This is a genomic window from Pseudomonas sp. S2_A02 (genome assembly GCF_054668495.1).
The window spans coordinates 3914081-3930889 of sequence record NZ_CP162776.1 but is presented as its reverse complement, the minus strand read 5'-3'; the positions used below and the strand labels follow the sequence as shown (position 1 = coordinate 3930889).

General features: G+C 60.3%; 10 protein-coding genes and 2 pseudogenes. 5 read left to right on the top strand and 7 right to left on the bottom strand.

Annotated elements, in window-relative coordinates; translation table 11 throughout:
- Window positions 1-48: 48 nt before the first annotated feature.
- A complete protein-coding gene (locus tag AB4O41_RS17870; protein ID WP_460144130.1) occupies window positions 49-861 on the bottom strand; it encodes a YggS family pyridoxal phosphate-dependent enzyme in 813 nt (270 codons plus the stop codon).
- Window positions 861-2112 (bottom strand): annotated as a pseudogene (locus AB4O41_RS17865) (benzoate/H(+) symporter BenE family transporter). The gene AB4O41_RS17870 and the pseudogene AB4O41_RS17865 overlap by 1 nt, the downstream one beginning before the upstream one ends.
- A 126-nt stretch (window positions 2113-2238) precedes the next feature.
- On the opposite strand from AB4O41_RS17865, the gene pdxR reads away from it, so the two are divergent.
- Complete coding sequence (gene pdxR, locus AB4O41_RS17860; protein WP_460144129.1) at window positions 2239-3741, top strand: MocR-like pyridoxine biosynthesis transcription factor PdxR; 1503 nt, start codon at window positions 2239-2241, stop codon at window positions 3739-3741.
- A 44-nt stretch (window positions 3742-3785) separates the two neighbouring features.
- Window positions 3786-3941 (top strand): annotated as a pseudogene (locus AB4O41_RS17855) (magnesium chelatase subunit ChlI family protein); the annotation flags it as partial.
- Window positions 3942-3947: 6 nt separating this feature from the next.
- Here AB4O41_RS17855 and AB4O41_RS17850 read toward each other — a convergent pair.
- From AB4O41_RS17850 to AB4O41_RS17840, 3 genes are all read right to left on the bottom strand, one after another.
- A complete protein-coding gene (locus tag AB4O41_RS17850; RefSeq protein WP_460144128.1) occupies window positions 3948-5162 on the bottom strand; it encodes an aldose 1-epimerase family protein in 1215 nt (404 codons plus the stop codon).
- 257 nt (window positions 5163-5419) lie between these two features.
- Complete coding sequence (locus tag AB4O41_RS17845; RefSeq protein ID WP_460144127.1) at window positions 5420-7396, bottom strand: methyl-accepting chemotaxis protein; 1977 nt, start codon at window positions 7394-7396, stop codon at window positions 5420-5422.
- Window positions 7397-7581: 185 nt separating this feature from the next.
- Window positions 7582-8502 (bottom strand): LysR substrate-binding domain-containing protein, encoded by a 921-nt coding sequence (locus AB4O41_RS17840; protein ID WP_460144126.1) that lies wholly within the window; start codon window positions 8500-8502, stop codon window positions 7582-7584.
- A gap of 157 nt (window positions 8503-8659) precedes the next feature.
- On the opposite strand from AB4O41_RS17840, the gene AB4O41_RS17835 reads away from it, so the two are divergent.
- The gene (locus AB4O41_RS17835) at window positions 8660-10057 is read left to right on the top strand and encodes a NorM family multidrug efflux MATE transporter (protein WP_460144125.1); all 1398 of its coding nucleotides are present in this window, start codon (window positions 8660-8662) and stop codon (window positions 10055-10057) included.
- Window positions 10058-10165: 108 nt separating this feature from the next.
- Here AB4O41_RS17835 and AB4O41_RS17830 read toward each other — a convergent pair whose 3' ends face one another.
- Entirely contained in the window at window positions 10166-11839 is a 1674-nt protein-coding gene (locus AB4O41_RS17830; protein WP_460144124.1) for a putative bifunctional diguanylate cyclase/phosphodiesterase, read from the bottom strand.
- 263 nt (window positions 11840-12102) lie between these two features.
- Here AB4O41_RS17830 and rep point away from each other — a divergent pair, with 263 nt between their 5' ends.
- Together rep and AB4O41_RS17820 are read left to right on the top strand one after the other, a co-directional pair.
- Window positions 12103-14112: a DNA helicase Rep gene (rep, locus tag AB4O41_RS17825; RefSeq protein ID WP_123360904.1), complete on the top strand. Its 2010-nt coding sequence runs from the start codon at window positions 12103-12105 to the stop codon at window positions 14110-14112.
- Between the two features lie 57 nt (window positions 14113-14169).
- Window positions 14170-14742 (top strand): xanthine phosphoribosyltransferase, encoded by a 573-nt coding sequence (locus AB4O41_RS17820; RefSeq protein ID WP_007934646.1) that lies wholly within the window; start codon window positions 14170-14172, stop codon window positions 14740-14742.
- A gap of 129 nt (window positions 14743-14871) precedes the next feature.
- On the opposite strand, the gene AB4O41_RS17815 is transcribed toward AB4O41_RS17820, so the two are convergent.
- A complete protein-coding gene (locus AB4O41_RS17815) occupies window positions 14872-16794 on the bottom strand; it encodes an acetyl-CoA hydrolase/transferase C-terminal domain-containing protein (protein WP_460144123.1) in 1923 nt (640 codons plus the stop codon).
- Between the last annotated feature and the right edge of the window lie 15 nt (window positions 16795-16809).

The following is a 16809-nucleotide window of genomic DNA, read 5'->3' as shown; positions in this document are numbered from 1 at the left end:
CCTGTAGAGCTGGATCAAGATGTTAAGGGGGGCAACGGCGACTATTCATCACATTTCCGGACAGGCATCCGCGCTCGGCCAGTAGTAGGCATCCGGCATGGCACGTGCGCCGAAGATGGCCTGACCGACACGCACCACGGTGGCCCCCTCTTCAATGGCGACTTCGAAATCACCGGACATGCCCATGGACAGTTCCTCCAGCCCGACGCCCGCCGGGGCGTGCTGGCGCAAGCGCTCGCGCAGTTCGCGCAGTCGTACAAAGCAAGGGCGGACACGGACCACGTCGGCCGAAAACAGCGCCAGTGTCATCAACCCACGCACCCGTAACGCCGGGAACGCCGGCAGAGCGGTCAAAAAGTCCGCGACGGCTTCGGGCGCCAAGCCGTATTTGCTGGCTTCGCCGGAGGTATTGACCTGAACGAACACATCCAGCTGGCGCCCCTCGATGTGCAGGCGACGATCCAGGGCCTCGGCCACTCGCAAGCTGTCCAACGCCTGAAACTCACTGGCAAAACGCGCCACCTGCTTGGCCTTGTTGGTTTGCAGGTGGCCGATAACCGACCATTGCAAGTCGGCCAGATCGGCCATGGCCTGCGATTTGCGCTGCGCTTCCTGCACTTTGTTCTCACCCAGTAGCCGGCAGCCGGCGGCATAGGCCAGACGCAGATGAGCTTCGCCAAAGGTTTTGCTGACCGGCAGCAGGCGCACACTCGCCGGATCACGTCCGACCCGCTGACAGGCATTGGCGATTCGCTCCTGCACGGCTGCCAGGTTGCGGCGAAAGTCCTCGACGCTGGTGGCCTGTGGGTAACGGCCATGACGCTCGTGCAGGGTGACGGTTTCTTCCAGTTGATCGAGCATCAGCGGGTGGCTCCTTTGGTCGTCACAACAGCGTCGGCAGCCGGAATGACCACCGTCTCGCGACGCGGCAAGCGGCCATTGAGTAAGGCGTAGGCCGCCAGACCGATCAGCAACCCCCAGAACGCCCCACCGATCCCCAGCAAGGTGATGTTGGCGGCGGACGCCAGAAAGGTGATCAGCGAGGCTTCGCGGGTTTTGACGTCAGCCATGGCGCTGGCCAGGCTGGCGCCGATAGTGCCGAGCAGGGCCAGCCCGGCCAGCGTCGTAATGAAGGTGGCCGGTAACGCCATGAACACCTGCAGCGAGGGTCACCCCGAAAATCCCTACGAGGATGTAGAACAGTCCCGCGGCAACCCCGGCAATCCAGCGCTTGGACGGATCCTCCGAGGCTTCTTTGCCGGTGCAGATGGCCGCCGTGATGGCCGCGATATTGAAGGCGTGAGAACCGAAGGGCGCCATTAGCAAGGAGCCCAGCCCTGTGACAGTCAGGATAGGATTAGCGCTGGTGCTGAAGCCATCGTTGCGCAGCACCAGCATGCCCGGCATGTACTGGCCAGTGAGGGTGATCAGGAACAGCGGCAGTGCCACACTGAGCAGCGCATTGATCGAAAACTCAGGCTGGGTGAATACCGGTGCGGCGAATTGCAGCGCCAGCCCCGACAGTTCTACACGGCCCTGCGTCAGCAGAAACGCCAGCCCCAGCACCAGAATGCCCACCACCGCGTAGCGCGCGGTAAAGCGCTTGAGCACAACGTAAGCGGCAATCAGCAACCCGACCAACACGGGGTCAAGACTCATCCCACCAAACGCGCCGATCCCGAACTGCAACAAGATGCCGGCCAGCAGGCCAGCAGCCACACCCGGCGGAATCAGGCGGATGACTTTTTCGAAGCAGCCGGACAAACCCAGCAGCACGAAGGCGGCGGCCGAAATAATGTACGCACCCACCGCCTCGGCGTAAGGCGTGGTGGACAGCGCGACGACCAGAAAAGCCGCGGCGGGTGTCGACCAGGCGGTAATGATCGGCTCACGGCTCACCCAACTCAGCAACAGCCCGGTAATGCCCACTCCAATCGACACCGACCATACCCACGACGCCGTCAGCTCTGGGCTGAGTCCGGCCACTTTGGCGGCCTGAAAGACCAGGATGAACGTGCCGCCATAGTTGACGATGACTGAAATCAGCCCGGCGACAATCGGATGCAGAAGGTCCCGTAGACGCAGGGGCGATGGCAATGCTGAAGACGACATGATGGCTTTGCTCCTTGCAAAACGAGGTGCCTGTCCCACCGAGCGCAAAGGCAGTGACGAGGGGCGGATTCTACGGATAGACTGGCCTGCCTTTGCAGGCCAATTTATTAAGATCAGGCAGACCGCATGGCAAAAACGTTCGAGCTGGAAACGCTGAAAATGCGCCTCAACGATGTTGAGTTTCAGCTGTTAAATCTGCATCAGCGGGTTCAGCGCGCACTGCGTGCATTGATCCTCGATGGCGCCCTTGCCCCAGGCTTGAAGCTGCCCGCGACCCGGGTCCTGGCCAAGTCACTCGGAATTGCCCGCGATACCGTTGAAAACGCCTACGTGCAACTGCACCGCGACGGCTTTATCGTGCGGCGCGAGGGGGCTGGCAGTTATGTCTGCGAAACGCTAGGCACCGAATTGCGCGGCGCAGCAGCGCGCCGACGCATCAAGGCGCAGGAGGTCAAAAGCAGTCAGGCGGCACCGGGGGCGGGATTGAGCCAGCGTGGGCGGATGATCTTCGACAGTGGCGGCGTGAACGATCAGCAGGTAATCAAGGCATTCGCGACCGGCCTGCCGGAAACCCGCACCTTCCCCAGCGATGTCTGGGAGCGCCTGCAACGCCAGGTGATGAAGGACTATCGCGCCAACGTGCTGTTGCACGGAGATCCGCAAGGTGCCGAGCCGCTGCGCAAGGCGATTGCCACCTACTTGAACCTCGAGCGCGGGGCCAAATGCTCCCCCGACCAGGTCATGGTGCTGAGCAGCACTCGCCAAGCCCTCTTTCTGTGTGCGCAGTTGCTGGTGGACGCTGGCAAACCGATCCTGCTGGAAAACCCGGGCTACTATGGCGCCAAGAAAGCCTTTGAAACCGCCGAGACCAAGGTCCTGCCCATCGATGTCGATGAACTGGGTATACGCACCGACCTGCTGTACGCCGACCGCAGCGGCGCCAATTGCGTTTATGTCACGCCGTCTCATCAATACCCCACCGGCGCGACCTTGCCGCTGGAGCGTCGTCTTGAGTTGATCAACTGGGCAGCGGAGAAGGGCAAGTGGCTCATCGAAGATGACTACGACAGCGAATTTCACTACGACGGGCAACCGACCGCCTGCGTACAGGGCCTGGACAAGTACCAGCGTACGCTCTATATCGGCACCTTCAGCAAGACCCTCTACCCCGGTCTGCGAATGGGTTACATGGTATTACCCCACGAGTTGATCAAAGCCTTCACCTACGCACGCAGCATGATGGACGGCCACACGCCACAAATCCTGCAACTGACCTTGGCGCGCTTCATGGAGGACGGCCATTACAACGCCCACGTCCGAGCCATGCGCAAGCTGTATGCCGGACGCCGCTCCATCATGCTCGACACGATCGGCAAGCACTTGGACGGCATCGTTACCGCCTTGCGCCCTCCCGGCGGGCTACAAATTCCCTGCCTGCTGCACGATGGCTGGTCTGAAGAAAAAACCATCCGCCAAGCGGCCAGCGCGGGCGTACAACTTTCCGGCCTGAGCCGGTTGTACGCCGGCGAGGAGAAGAAACAAGGTTGGCTATTGGGTTACTCGTCCCTGACCGCTTATGAAATCGAAGCGGCCATGCTGCGCCTGGCCAATGCACTGAAAACCCGGTAGGGCATTTGGGGGATGGCTCGCGCGATACCCGTCACTGCTGAACCTGGCTGGAAACGGCGTGTGAACGGCTGACCTTGTCGCTGCGCGCGGCCCATCGACTGCTCAAGGTCGCTCGCACCCTGGCGAACCTTGAGCAAATCGATGGCATTACCGGTAAACACTTGGCCGAAGCGCTGCAATATCGGCCGACAACGCTCTAATCAGCATTATCCCTTGGTGAGATCAACCAACGGCGTCTGCCGCACCTCAGTCTCCCGCCCACCCTGAATCTCGCTCACCTGCTTCAACGCTTTATCCACAGCCGCCTTATCCGCCAGCAAGCTGTAGTTGATGCGGAACTGCTTCTGTTCCTTCGGCCCAATCGTCGGCACCAGGTTCAGTGGCCGTTGATACCGGCGGTTGTAGGAAAAACTCGTCCCCGGCTCTAGCCCCGTGACATAGCCCTGCCCTTGGGTATCGGTGTTTTTCCACAGGGAGAACACGGGCAGTGTTTGCGTATTGAAGCCAACCGAGACGCCCAGGCTGCCGGCCTTGTTATGCAACACGGTCAGCGTATCGCCCTTGGCATCGGCATACGGCACCACGTTGTAAACCGTTTCGTCGTAGTCCTTGGTCGGTGCGCGGTAGGTTTGCCAGTCCGGCAGATCGCCCTTGGCCTTGTCGTTGAACGGCGACACTTGTTTCACCGGCGCGGCGAAGCGGGCGCCCTGCTCCAGGAATGGGGTGCTGAAGTTACTGTGATACAGCGCCTGGTATTCCTTCGGATAGTCGCCATTGTTGGTCAGGGTGTCGTTGAGGGCGAACACTACACTGCCGGGTTCGGTGACCAGTTCGGTGGCGACGGAGAAGTCGACTTTCTTGAACGCCTGCTCTTTCAGCTCGCCGCGCAGGGTGATGGCATACGGCGGTTTTTCGTCAATGTGCAGGGTGACTTTGTTCGCCGGGATGTTAGCGGCGCGACCGTGCAGGGTCAGCAGTTCGCCGTTGTCGATGCCGGGGTGGCCGACCCATTCGTAGCCGCAGCGGGTGACCAGTTCATTGAAACCTTCCAGCCAACCCAGACCACCACGGCCGTTGAGTTCGATGAAGGATGGATTGACCACTTCCTTGACCGGCGAATCCCAGCCCATGCGCACATCGCCTACAGACGCCTGTAGGACGTTCATCCCGCGAGTCGGCACCACCGAGAGCTTCATCGTGCCGTTATCGATGTCGACGATGCTGACACCTTCCTGCCGACCGCCGTGCAAAGTGCGCAGGGTCACGCTGAAGGGTTTGTCGGTTTTTGCCCCGAGTTGCTGGCTGGTGATTTGCCAGTTCTGGGCAGCTTTGTCGGTGTCGAGCAGGACGTAGTCCCAAGCCATGGCCTGGGAAGCAGCGGACAGTGCGCTGAGAGCAACGAAGAGTTTGAGCGGGGTCATGGCAGCAGCCTTTCTTGGAGTTGTGCCAATTTTATAGACTTGAAGAAACGTTTCAGCAAGCATAAAAATCGAGACACTGGTGCTAAGTGCCAAGGAATACCACTAGACAGGAATTGATCCGCAGATTTGGGCATAGAGTCGATCCCTTCGCGAGCAAGCCCGCTCCCACATTTGATCTCGGGTGTTCACAGATACTGTGTTCGCCGCAGATCTACTGTGGGAGCGGGCTTGCTCGCGAAGGCAATTTCAGAGGCGACTCAACGAAACCGGTCAACCTCATGCCGCAAATCCGCCGCCAGCTTCTCCAGCTCTTTGGCAGTCACCGCCAGGTTCGACACCACTTCGCGCTGCTCACTGTTCGCCAAAGCGATGCTTTGCAGATTGCTACTGAGCAAGGTCGCGGTGCTGCTTTGTTCCTGGGTCGCCGTGGTAATCGCAGCGAATTGCTGACCGGCCGAGCGGCTTTGCTCGTCGATCCGTGCCAGCGCCGAGGCGACGTTGGCGTTGCGCGACAGGCCTTCCTGCATCAACACGTTGCCTTGCTCCATGGTGCTGATGGCGTTGCCGGTTTCCTGCTGGATGCTTTGAATCATTCCGGAAATTTCGTCAGTGGCCTGGCGGGTACGTGAAGCCAGGTTGCGCACCTCATCGGCCACCACCGCAAACCCACGGCCCTGCTCACCTGCGCGGGCGGCTTCGATGGCGGCGTTGAGCGCCAGCAAGTTGGTTTGTTCGGCGATCGCGGTAATCACCCCGACAATGCCGCCGATTTCCTGGGAACGCTGCCCCAAGGTATTGATCACCGTCGCGGTGCTGTTCAGCGCACCGGCGATTTGCTCCAGAGATGAGGACGCTTCGTCCATCGACGTACGACCGATCTGAGTTTGCTGTGCGTTTTCCTGCGCCAGACGCTGGGTGTTGCCCATGTTGTCGGCGATGTTCAGCGAGGTGGCGCTGAATTCTTCTACGGCGCCGGCCATGCTGGTGATTTCGCCGGACTGTTGTTCCATCCCTTCATAGGCACCACCGGACAGACCGGACAACGCCTGGGCACGGCTGTTGACCTCTCCCGAGGCTTTACGGATGTGCTCGACCATGGTCGACAGGGCCTGACTCATCTGGTTGAAGGCGCGGGCAAGTTGGCCGATTTCGTCATTGCTCGATACGTTCAGGCGAACACTCAAATCACCAGCACCCAAGGCCTCGGCCTGACGTACCAGATCACCCAGTGGCGCCAGTTTGCTGCGCAGCAACCAGACCGCCGCACCGACCGCCAGCAGCATCGCCAGCAGACTGCCGATCGCCAATTGAATGCCGACGCTCCAGGTCACGGCGCGGATTTCGGTTTTCGGCATGCTCGCCACCACCGACCACGGCCCGCCTTCGAACGGCACGGCAACACTGTAAAAGTCTTGCGACTTGTCGTTCCAGAAGTCGCCTTTGCCCGGCGTCTTGGCCAGACCGACAATGCTCGGGACCGCTTGATCCGGCGCTTGTACACCGGCAATCGGCACCAGCCATTTGCCTTGTTCATCCAGCAACGCCAGAGAACCGGTCTGGCCGATGCGGAAGCGTTTGAGGTTGGCGAACTGCGCGTTCTGCGCGTCGGTGTAATCGAATCCTACGTACAGCACAGCAATGATCTTACCGCTGCTGTCACGTACGGGGGTGTACTGCGACATGTAGAAGCGTTCGAAAAGCAACGCTCGACCCACGTAGCTCTGCCCCGCCATTAAACGGGCGTAAGCCGGGTTCGCGTGGTCGAGCAGAGTGCCAATGGCACGACTGCCATCTTGTTTGGTGACATTCGTGCTGACCCGAATGAACTCCTCACCACTGCGCACGAACACGGTCGCGACGCCTGCGGTCATCTGCTTGAACTCGTCGACTTCCGCGAAGTTATTGTTCAACACCTCGCTGCCCAGGTGCAGGCCCGGAGTCTGCACACCCGCCACAGTCGCCGGCTCATCCGGATGCACGCTCAAACCGGCGCTGAAGCGCTTCTCGAACAGACCGGCCAGGCGCTGGGTACTTTCACGCAAGGTGCCGTGAAAGGTGCTCAACTGATCGGCAAGCAAGCGGGCCTCGCTGGCCAGGTGTTCTTCACGTGTGGCGAGGTTGGCCGAGTCAAGCGAGCGCAGGGCGAATACCGTACTGCCGCTGATGACAATCGCCAGAATCACGGCAAGCGCAAGACCCAGCTGTGAGGCAATCCGAGCACGAGGTTGAGACATGGCAGCTCCTGACCCAGTGGCCGGATCATTCTGATCCCATCGCACACTCGGCAAAATTTCTGATTGTGGGGAAAACATGGAACCTGCACGAAGGTTCCATCAGCAGATTTTCGGCGGCAAAGCTGAATACTTGAGTAATTAACGGGGATATGGCTCAAGGCCGCCATTGCGGCGGCTCCATCGATTCAGCCCAGGCGTTCGACCTCCGGTAATTCCATGGCCCGGACCTCGCCTTGCAGGAAATCGCTGAGGCGGCGCAAACGCTCACCGCCGGGGCGGGTTTTCGGCCAGACCAGGTAATAATTCTCACCACTGGCGACGGCCGTCGGCCACGGCAAACTCAGACGTCCCTGCGCAACATCCTCCGCCACCATCAGCAAATCGCCCATGGACACGCCGTAACCTCGGGCAGCGGCGATCATGCCCAGTTCCAGCGTGTCGAACACCTGCCCGCCCTTGAGCGAGACTTGATCGGTCAGGCCCATGCGTTCCAGCCAGTTGCGCCAGTCACGGCGGTCCGGCGTTGGGTGCAGCAGCTCGGTACTGGCCAGGCGCGCAACGTCCCACGGTTGATCCTTCAGAAGATTCGGCGCGCCCACCGGAATCAGCTCTTCGGGGAACAGCAAAGTCGTCTCCCAGTCCGGTGGAAAATGCCCGTTGCTGAGAATGACGGCGCAGTCGAAGGGCTCATGGTTGAAGTCCACCGAATCGATGTCCATCCAGGCGCTGGTCAATTGCACCTCGTTCCCCGGTCGCAGGTGCCGAAAACGGCTGAGCCGCGCCAACAGCCAACGCATGGTCAGGGTCGACGGGGCCTTCATGCGCAGGATGTCGTCCTCGGCGCGCAAGGTATTGCAGGCCCGCTCAAGGGCGGTGAAGCCTTCGCGAATGCCGGGCAGGATCAGCCGCGCCGATTCAGTCAGTTGCAGGTTTCGCCCGCTGCGATGAAACAGCCGGCAGGCGAAATGCTCTTCGAGCGTACGAATGTGCCGGCTGACCGCACTTTGCGTGATCGACAGTTCTTCGGCGGCGCGGGTAAACGAGCTATGCCGCGCTGCCGCTTCGAATGCTCGAAGGGCATACAAGGGAGGAAGACGACGAGACATCAGGAAAGCTCCTACAGCGTGATTGCTTCAACTTATCAGAAACTCTCTCGCATGAGTTTTAATCATGCCACCCATCCTTTTTATCCCTTTGTGAAAACCCCGCAGAGCGCCGAGAATCGACGCTTCCTGTTCTCTCTGACAATCGAGCGTGATGATCATGCAGCATCCAGCGCGTATTGAACTCTGGGCCATCCTGCGGCTGGCGGGGCCGTTGATTGCCTCGCAGTTGGCGCACATGTTGATGGTCCTCACCGACACGTTGATGATGGCGCGCCTGAGCCCCGAAGCACTGGCCGGCGGCGGCCTGGGCGCGGCGACGTATTCATTCGTGTCGATTTTCTGCATCGGCGTGATCGCCGCCGTCGGCACCCTGGTGGCGATTCGTCAGGGCGCGGGCGATATCATTGGCGCGGCGCGGCTGACCCAGGCCGGGTTGTGGCTGGCATGGTTGATGGCGCTGGTGGCAGGTTTGCTGCTGTGGAACCTGAAACCGGTGTTGCTGCTGTTCGGTCAGACCGAAACCAACGTTCAGGCGGCTGGCCAGTTTCTGTTGATCCTGCCGTTCGCCCTGCCCGGCTACCTGAGCTTCATGGCGCTGCGCGGCTTCACCAGCGCCATCGGCCGGGCGACACCGGTGATGGTCATCAGCCTCGCCGGCACCGTGGCCAACTTCCTGCTCAACTATGCGTTGATCACCGGCATGTTCGGCCTACCAAAAATGGGCCTGGTGGGCATCGGCATCGTCACGGCGATCGTTGCCAACCTCATGGCGTTGGCGATCGCGCTGCACATTCGTCGGCATCCGGCTTACGACGCGTATCCACTGCGTCAGGGCCTGTCGCGGCCCAATCGTCAATACTTGAAGGAATTGTGGCGCCTGGGCCTGCCGATTGGCGGCACCTATGCGGTGGAAGTCGGCCTGTTTGCCTTCGCTGCGCTGTGCATGGGCACCATGGGCAGTACGCAACTGGCGGCGCACCAGATCGCCCTGCAAATCGTCTCGGTGGCGTTCATGATTCCGGCGGGGCTTTCTTACGCGATCACCATGCGCATCGGCCAGCATTACGGTGCCGGGCAATTGCTCGATGCACGGCTGGCCGGACGTGTCGGGATCGCCTTCGGGGCTGCGGCAATGCTTGGCTTCGCGATGGTCTTCTGGCTGCTGCCCCATCAGTTGATCGGCTTGTTCCTGGACCACAACGACCCGGCGTTCCGCGAAGTCATCAACCTGGCCGTGAGCCTGTTGGCGGTGGCGGCGTGGTTCGAGCTGTTCGACGGCACGCAAACCATCGCCATGGGCTGCATCCGCGGGCTCAAGGATGCCAAGACCACATTCCTGGTGGGTTTGGGTTGCTATTGGCTGATCGGCGCACCGGCCGCCTGGTGGATGGCCTTCCATTTGAACTGGGGGCCAACGGGGGTCTGGTGGGGTCTGGCGCTGGGTCTGGCGTGTGCGGCGGTGAGCCTGACGTTGGCGTTTGAGTGGAAGATGAAGCGGATGATTCGGCGCGAGCCGTCGTCAGGGGCGAACTTCCAGGTCGCCCAGCCAGATTAAGACCCCCTGTGGGAGCGGGCTTGCTCGCGAAAGCGGTGTGTCAGTCGACATCTACGTTGACTGATACACCGCTTTCGCGAGCAAGCCCGCTCCCACATTTGTCCGTGTTTAAACCACGACTTCCAGTACGTGCTGCGGGCTGCTGCCGAAGGTCAAATACTCAACCAGTTCCGCCAATGGCAACGGCTTGCTGATCAGATACCCCTGCACCTGATCGCAACCAAATCCGCGCAATAAATCCAGCTGTGCCTGTGTTTCCACCCCTTCGGCGACCACTTCGAGGTTGAGGTTGTGCGCCAGGTTGATCATCGCGTGGACCAGTTTGCGATTCTCTTCCCGTTCTTCCATGCCGCCGACAAAGCTCTTGTCGACCTTCAACAATGCAATCGGCAGGCTGTTGAGGTGCACGAATGAAGAGAACCCGGTGCCGAAATCATCCAGCGAGAAGCGCACGCCCAAACGCCCGAGGGCGTCCATGGTCTGCTTGACCAGATCACTGCGACGCATCACCGCGGTTTCGGTCAGTTCGAATTCCAGCCATTGCGCCTCGACGCCTCGCTCGGCAATCAGCCGGCTCAGGGTCGACAGCAATTGGCTGTCCTGAAACTGCCGGAACGACAGGTTGATTGCCATGTGCAGCGCTGGCAAACCCCGTTCGCGCAACGCCTGCATGTCTCGCAGGGCCCGGGAAATCACCCAGTAACCCAACGGCACGATCAAGCCACTTTGCTCGGCCAACGGCACGAATTCGCTGGGGGGCAGCAAGCCGCGTTCGCCATGACGCCAGCGCACCAACGCTTCGAGGCCGACGATCTGGCCGTCCTCAAGGTTCAGGCGCGGCTGGTAATGCAGCTCCAGCTCATCGCGGCGCAAGGCCCGGCGCAGCTCGCTTTCGAGGTCGGCGATGCTGCGGGCATTGCGATTGATCCGTTCGTTGAAGATGTGAAAAGTGCAGCCCTGAGTGCTCTTGGCCTGCTGCATGGCGATGTGCGCATGCCACATCAACGGGTCTGCGCCGGCCTGCGCTCGTGCGTGGGCGATGCCGAGGCTGGAACCGATCAACAGGCTTTCGCCGTCGACCCAATAGGGTTCGGACAGGGCTTCGGTAATGCGTTCGGCCATCCATTCGGCGCGCTGAGGGGCGCGGCGGGTGTCGATCAGCAGGGCGAATTCATCGCTGCCCAGCCGCGCCAGTTGATCGCTGGCCTCGAGCTGGCTTTTCAGCCGCGAGACCACTTGCAGGATCAACCGATCGCCGGCCTGGTGGCCGAGGGCGTCGTTGGCGTGTCGAAAGTTGTCGAGATCGAGGTGACCGAGGGCCAGGCCGCGACCGTCGTTTTCGGCCAGGCGCGCCGCCAGCAAGGTCTGGAAGCCCTGACGGTTGGCGATACCGGTCAACGGGTCCTGCTCGGCCAGGCGCTGCAAAGTGTTTTCCAGCACGCCGCGCTCACGCACATGGCGCAGGCAGCGGCGCAACATGCCGGGATCCAGCAGATTGCGCACCAGCCAGTCGCTCACACCGTCGGGCGGCGCCAGCGGCTCGTGTTCGAGCAGCAACACGGTCGGCAGGTTGCAACGGCCGGGTGCTGGCTGGAGAGCAGGAATCGTCAACAACACCGCGCTGCGGTTGTCATCGAACAGGTTGCTGACCGACTCCCAGCTCGGCGCGCTGAGCAGCACAGCCGAACTCCCCATCGGAGCCAGACACTCGCGCAACAACGCTGCCCACGCCGGCTCTTCGGCCAGTAGCAGCAAACGCAAGGGTTCGACAGGCGTAGACAAGCTAGCTCCCTAGACTCTGCAAAGATGTAGGCGGCGGGCATTATGCCGCGCAGATAACCAATGACAAAATGACATCGGTTATCAAACACGACTTTGGCGTATTGAATACGAACATTAGACGCAAATTCACTGCGCATCCTGCGTGAAAGTATCAAAACCGGCAAATAGAGATAGCGTGTTGCGTCACAAGTCGGAGAGAGCAGCACAATTCGCTGAGCCTGTTAAAATGCCGGCCCATTTCGCTAATGACTCCCTGACTTCGTATGTCCCGACTCAATCCCCGGCAGCAAGAAGCCGTGAACTACGTCGGCGGCCCTCTTTTGGTGCTCGCCGGCGCAGGCTCCGGCAAGACCAGCGTGATCACCCGCAAAATTGCGCATCTGATCCAGAGTTGCGGCATCCGCGCCCAGTACATCGTCGCCATGACCTTTACCAACAAGGCCGCGCGGGAGATGAAGGAGCGGGTCGGCACGCTGCTCAAGGGCGGCGAAGGCCGCGGCCTGACGGTCTGCACCTTCCACAATCTGGGCCTGAACATCATCCGCAAGGAACACGTGCGGCTGGGCTACAAACCGGGCTTCTCGATCTTCGACGAGACCGACGTCAAAGCCCTGATGACCGACATCATGCAGAAGGAATACTCGGGCGACGACGGCGTCGACGAGATCAAGAACATGATCGGCTCGTGGAAAAACGACCTGATCCTGCCACCCGAAGCCCTGGAAAACGCGCGCAATCCCAAGGAACAGACCGCCGCCATCGTCTACACCCACTACCAGCGCACGCTCAAGGCGTTCAACGCGGTGGACTTCGACGACCTGATCCTGCTGCCGGTAAAACTGTTCCAGGAACACGACGATATCCTGGAAAAATGGCAGAACAAGGTCCGCTACCTGTTGGTGGACGAATACCAGGACACCAACGCCAGCCAGTATTTGCTGGTGAAACTGCTGATCGGCAAACGCAACCAGTTCACCGTGGTGGGCGACGACGACCAGTCGATCTACGCCTGGCGCGGCGCCCGTCCGGAAAACCTGATGCTGCTCAAGGACGATTACCCGTCCCTGAAAGTGGTCATGCTCGAGCAAAACTACCGCTCCACCAGCCGCATCCTGCGTTGCGCGAACGTGCTGATCTCAAACAACCCGCACGAGTTCGAAAAGCAGCTGTGGAGTGAGATGGGCCACGGTGACGAAATCCGCGTGATCCGTTGCCGCAACGAAGACGCCGAAGCGGAGCGCGTGGCCGTCGAACTGCTGACCCTGCACCTGCGCACGGATCGGCCATACAGCGATTTTGCGATCCTGTATCGCGGCAACTACCAGGCCAAGCTGATCGAGCTGAAGCTGCAGCACCACCAGATTCCGTATCGCCTGTCCGGCGGCAACAGCTTTTTCGGACGTCAGGAAGTGAAAGACCTGATGGCCTACTTCCGGCTGATCGTGAACCCGGACGACGACAACGCCTTCCTGCGGGTGATCAACGTCCCACGCCGGGAGATCGGTTCGACCACGCTGGAGAAGCTGGGCAACTACGCCACCGAGCGAAAAATCTCGATGTACGCCGCCACCGACGAAATCGGTTTGGGCGAGCATCTGGACACGCGATTCACCGATCGCCTGTCGCGCTTCAAGCGTTTCATGGACAAGGTCCGCGAGCAGTGCGCCGGCGAAGACCCGATCTCCGCCCTGCGCAGCATGGTCATGGACATCGACTACGAGAACTGGCTGCGCACCAACAGTTCCAGCGACAAGGCCGCCGATTACCGCATGGGTAACGTCTGGTTCCTGATCGAGGCGTTGAAGAACACGCTGGAGAAAGACGAAGAAGGCGAGATGACCGTTGAAGACGCTATCGGCAAACTCGTTCTGCGCGACATGCTGGAGCGTCAACAGGAAGAGGAAGACGGCGCCGAAGGCGTGCAGATGATGACCTTGCACGCCTCCAAGGGTCTGGAATTCCCCTACGTGTTCATCATGGGCATGGAAGAGGAAATCCTCCCGCACCGCTCCAGCATCGAAGCCGACACCATTGAAGAGGAACGTCGCCTGGCCTACGTCGGGATTACCCGAGCGCGTCAGACGTTGGCGTTCACCTTCGCCGCCAAGCGTAAGCAATACGGCGAGATCATCGACTGCGCGCCTAGCCGTTTCCTCGATGAACTTCCGCCGGACGACTTGGCTTGGGAAGGCAACGACGACACTCCTGTTGAAGTCAAAGCGGTTCGCGGTAATACCGCATTGGCGGATATACGCGCGATGTTAAAGCGCTAGAATCGAGCACTTTTATAAGAGTTTAGGGGCCACAAGGCGCCAAAAGAGGAACGCTTCATGGAAGCACTGCACAAGAAAATTCGCGAAGAAGGCATCGTGCTTTCCGACCAGGTTCTGAAAGTCGACGCCTTTCTGAACCACCAGATCGACCCGGCCCTGATGAAACTGATCGGCGACGAATTCGCCACGCTGTTCAAGGACTCGGGCATCACCAAGATTGTCACCATCGAAGCCTCGGGCATTGCTCCGGCGATCATGACCGGCCTGAACCTTGGCGTGCCGGTGATTTTTGCCCGTAAGCATCAGTCCCTGACCCTGACTGAAAACCTGCTGTCGGCGACCGTTTACTCGTTCACCAAGCAGACCGAAAGTACCGTGGCGATCTCCCCACGCCACCTGACTAGCAGCGACCGCGTGCTGATCATCGACGACTTTTTGGCCAACGGTAAGGCCTCGCAAGCGCTGATCTCGATCATCAAACAGGCCGGCGCGACCGTGGCCGGCTTGGGTATTGTGATCGAGAAGTCGTTTCAGGGAGGGCGTGCGGAACTGGATGCTCAGGGTTATCGCGTTGAATCGTTGGCGCGGGTGCAGTCGCTGAAGGACGGCGTTGTAACCTTCATCGAATAAACCGCCACACCGCAAAACCAGTGTGGGAGCGGGCTTGCTCGCGAATGCGGTGTGTCAGTCGACATCAACTTTGACTGACACACCGCATTCGCGAGCAAGCCCGCTCCCACATTTGGTCTCCGCTGGCCGTTACAAAGCGGTGGCTTTGAGGCCGGTGAGCAACAGCCGCTGAAACAAATCCTCTTTCAAACCCTCCGGTTTCGTCAGCTGCATCCTTTCCAGATGCACCGGAAATTCCGAAGGCTCTGGTGCATCCAGCGCAGCCTTGCCCAACTCCAGAATCTCCGTGAGCTTGAATTTGCTCTTCAGCCAGTTCAGCGCCCGCAATAAGTCCCGTTCCTCAGCGGTGAAATCACAGCCCAGCGGATATTCCGGAAACAGATTCAAATGCCGCGCTTGAATGGCCTGCAACCACTGTGGGCTGTTGTCGGCGAAACGCGGATCGAGGCGAAAATGCTTCGGCAATTTACCAACGCTCTGCGCTTGCTCGATCAGCCCCGGTTGGAAGCGTGAGTCGCTGATGTTCAGCAACGCCTCGATCACCGCCGCATCGGTCTTGCCCCGCAAATCGGCGATGCCGTACTCGGTGACGACGATGTCCCGCAGATGCCGTGGGATCGTGCAGTGACCGTATTCCCAGACGATATTCGAACTGACTTCACCGCCCGACTCGCGCCAACTGCGCAGCAGCAGGATCGAACGCGCGCCTTCCAGCGCATGGCCCTGGACGACGAAGTTGTATTGCCCGCCGACGCCGCTGAGCACCCGCCCATCTTCGAGTTGATCGGCCACGCCGGCGCCGAGCAAGGTCATGGTGAAGACAGTATTGATGAAGCGCGCATCGAGGCGCTGCAAGCGTTTGAGTTCCTCCTGACCGTAGAGCTCGTTGATGTAGCTGATGCGGGTCATGTTGAATTCGAGCCGTTTGCCTTGGGGCATCTCCCGCAGGCGTTCATAGAAACTGCGCGGCCCGAGGAAAAATCCACCATGCACCGAGATGCCGTCAGTCTGCGCGGCCTCGTCCAGTGTTCCGGCATTCGCCTGCTGTTGGGTCGGCACGTCCGGGTAGACCTTGCGCCGCACGATCCCGGCGTCCGCTAATACCAGCAAGCCGTTGACGAACATTTCGCTGCAACCGTAAAGGCCCTTGGCGAACGGTTCGATGCCTCCTTCACGCTCAATCAACTGCGCCCACTGGCTGAGATTCAGATCCGCCAACAACGCCTTGTAACCATCACTGTCAGCCTGCCGCGCCAGCAACGCTGCCGTCAGGGCATCACCCATGGCGCCAATACCAATCTGCAAAGTGCCGCCATCACGCACCAACGTACTGGCGTGCAGCCCGATGAAATGATCCTGAAAGCCCACCGGCATGTTCGGCGTGGAAAACAGTGTGGTTTCGTCCTTCGCGTCGATCAGCAGGTCGAAGTTGTCGATGCCGATTTCCGCATCGCCAGGCATGTACGGCAAATCGTTGTGTACCTGCCCCACCAGCATGATCGTTTCCCCCGCCGCCCGGCGTTTGGCGATCATCGGCAACAGATCGAGGGTGATGTCCGGGTTGCAGCTCAGGCTCAGGCGATCGGGATGCTCGCTGTGGCTGGCAACCAGTTGCGCGACCAGGTTCAAGCCAGCGGCATTGATGTCCCGGGCGGCGTGGCTGTAATTGCTGCTGACGTAATCCTGCTGGGCCGACGCGCTGTTAAGCAGGCTGCCTGGTTGCATGAAAAATTGATGAATGTGGATGTTGGCTGGCAGGCTGTCGCGATGCAGGTCGGCGAGGAAATCCAGCTCCGGATAATCGCCGAACACCCGCTCGATGAAGGGTTCGAGGAAGCGCTTTTGCAAGCCATCGCCCAATGGCGGGCGGCCGAGGCACAGAGCGGTGTAAATCGTCAGTTGCCGCTCGGGCAGTTGCGCGATCCGTTGATACAGCGCGTTGACGAAGTGATTGGGCTTGCCCAGCCCCAGCGGCAATCCCATGTGGATATGCGCCGACAACCGCGCCAGAACGTCATCGACCGCCTGCTCGATAGAACACAACTGCACCATCTGATCCTCCCGCCC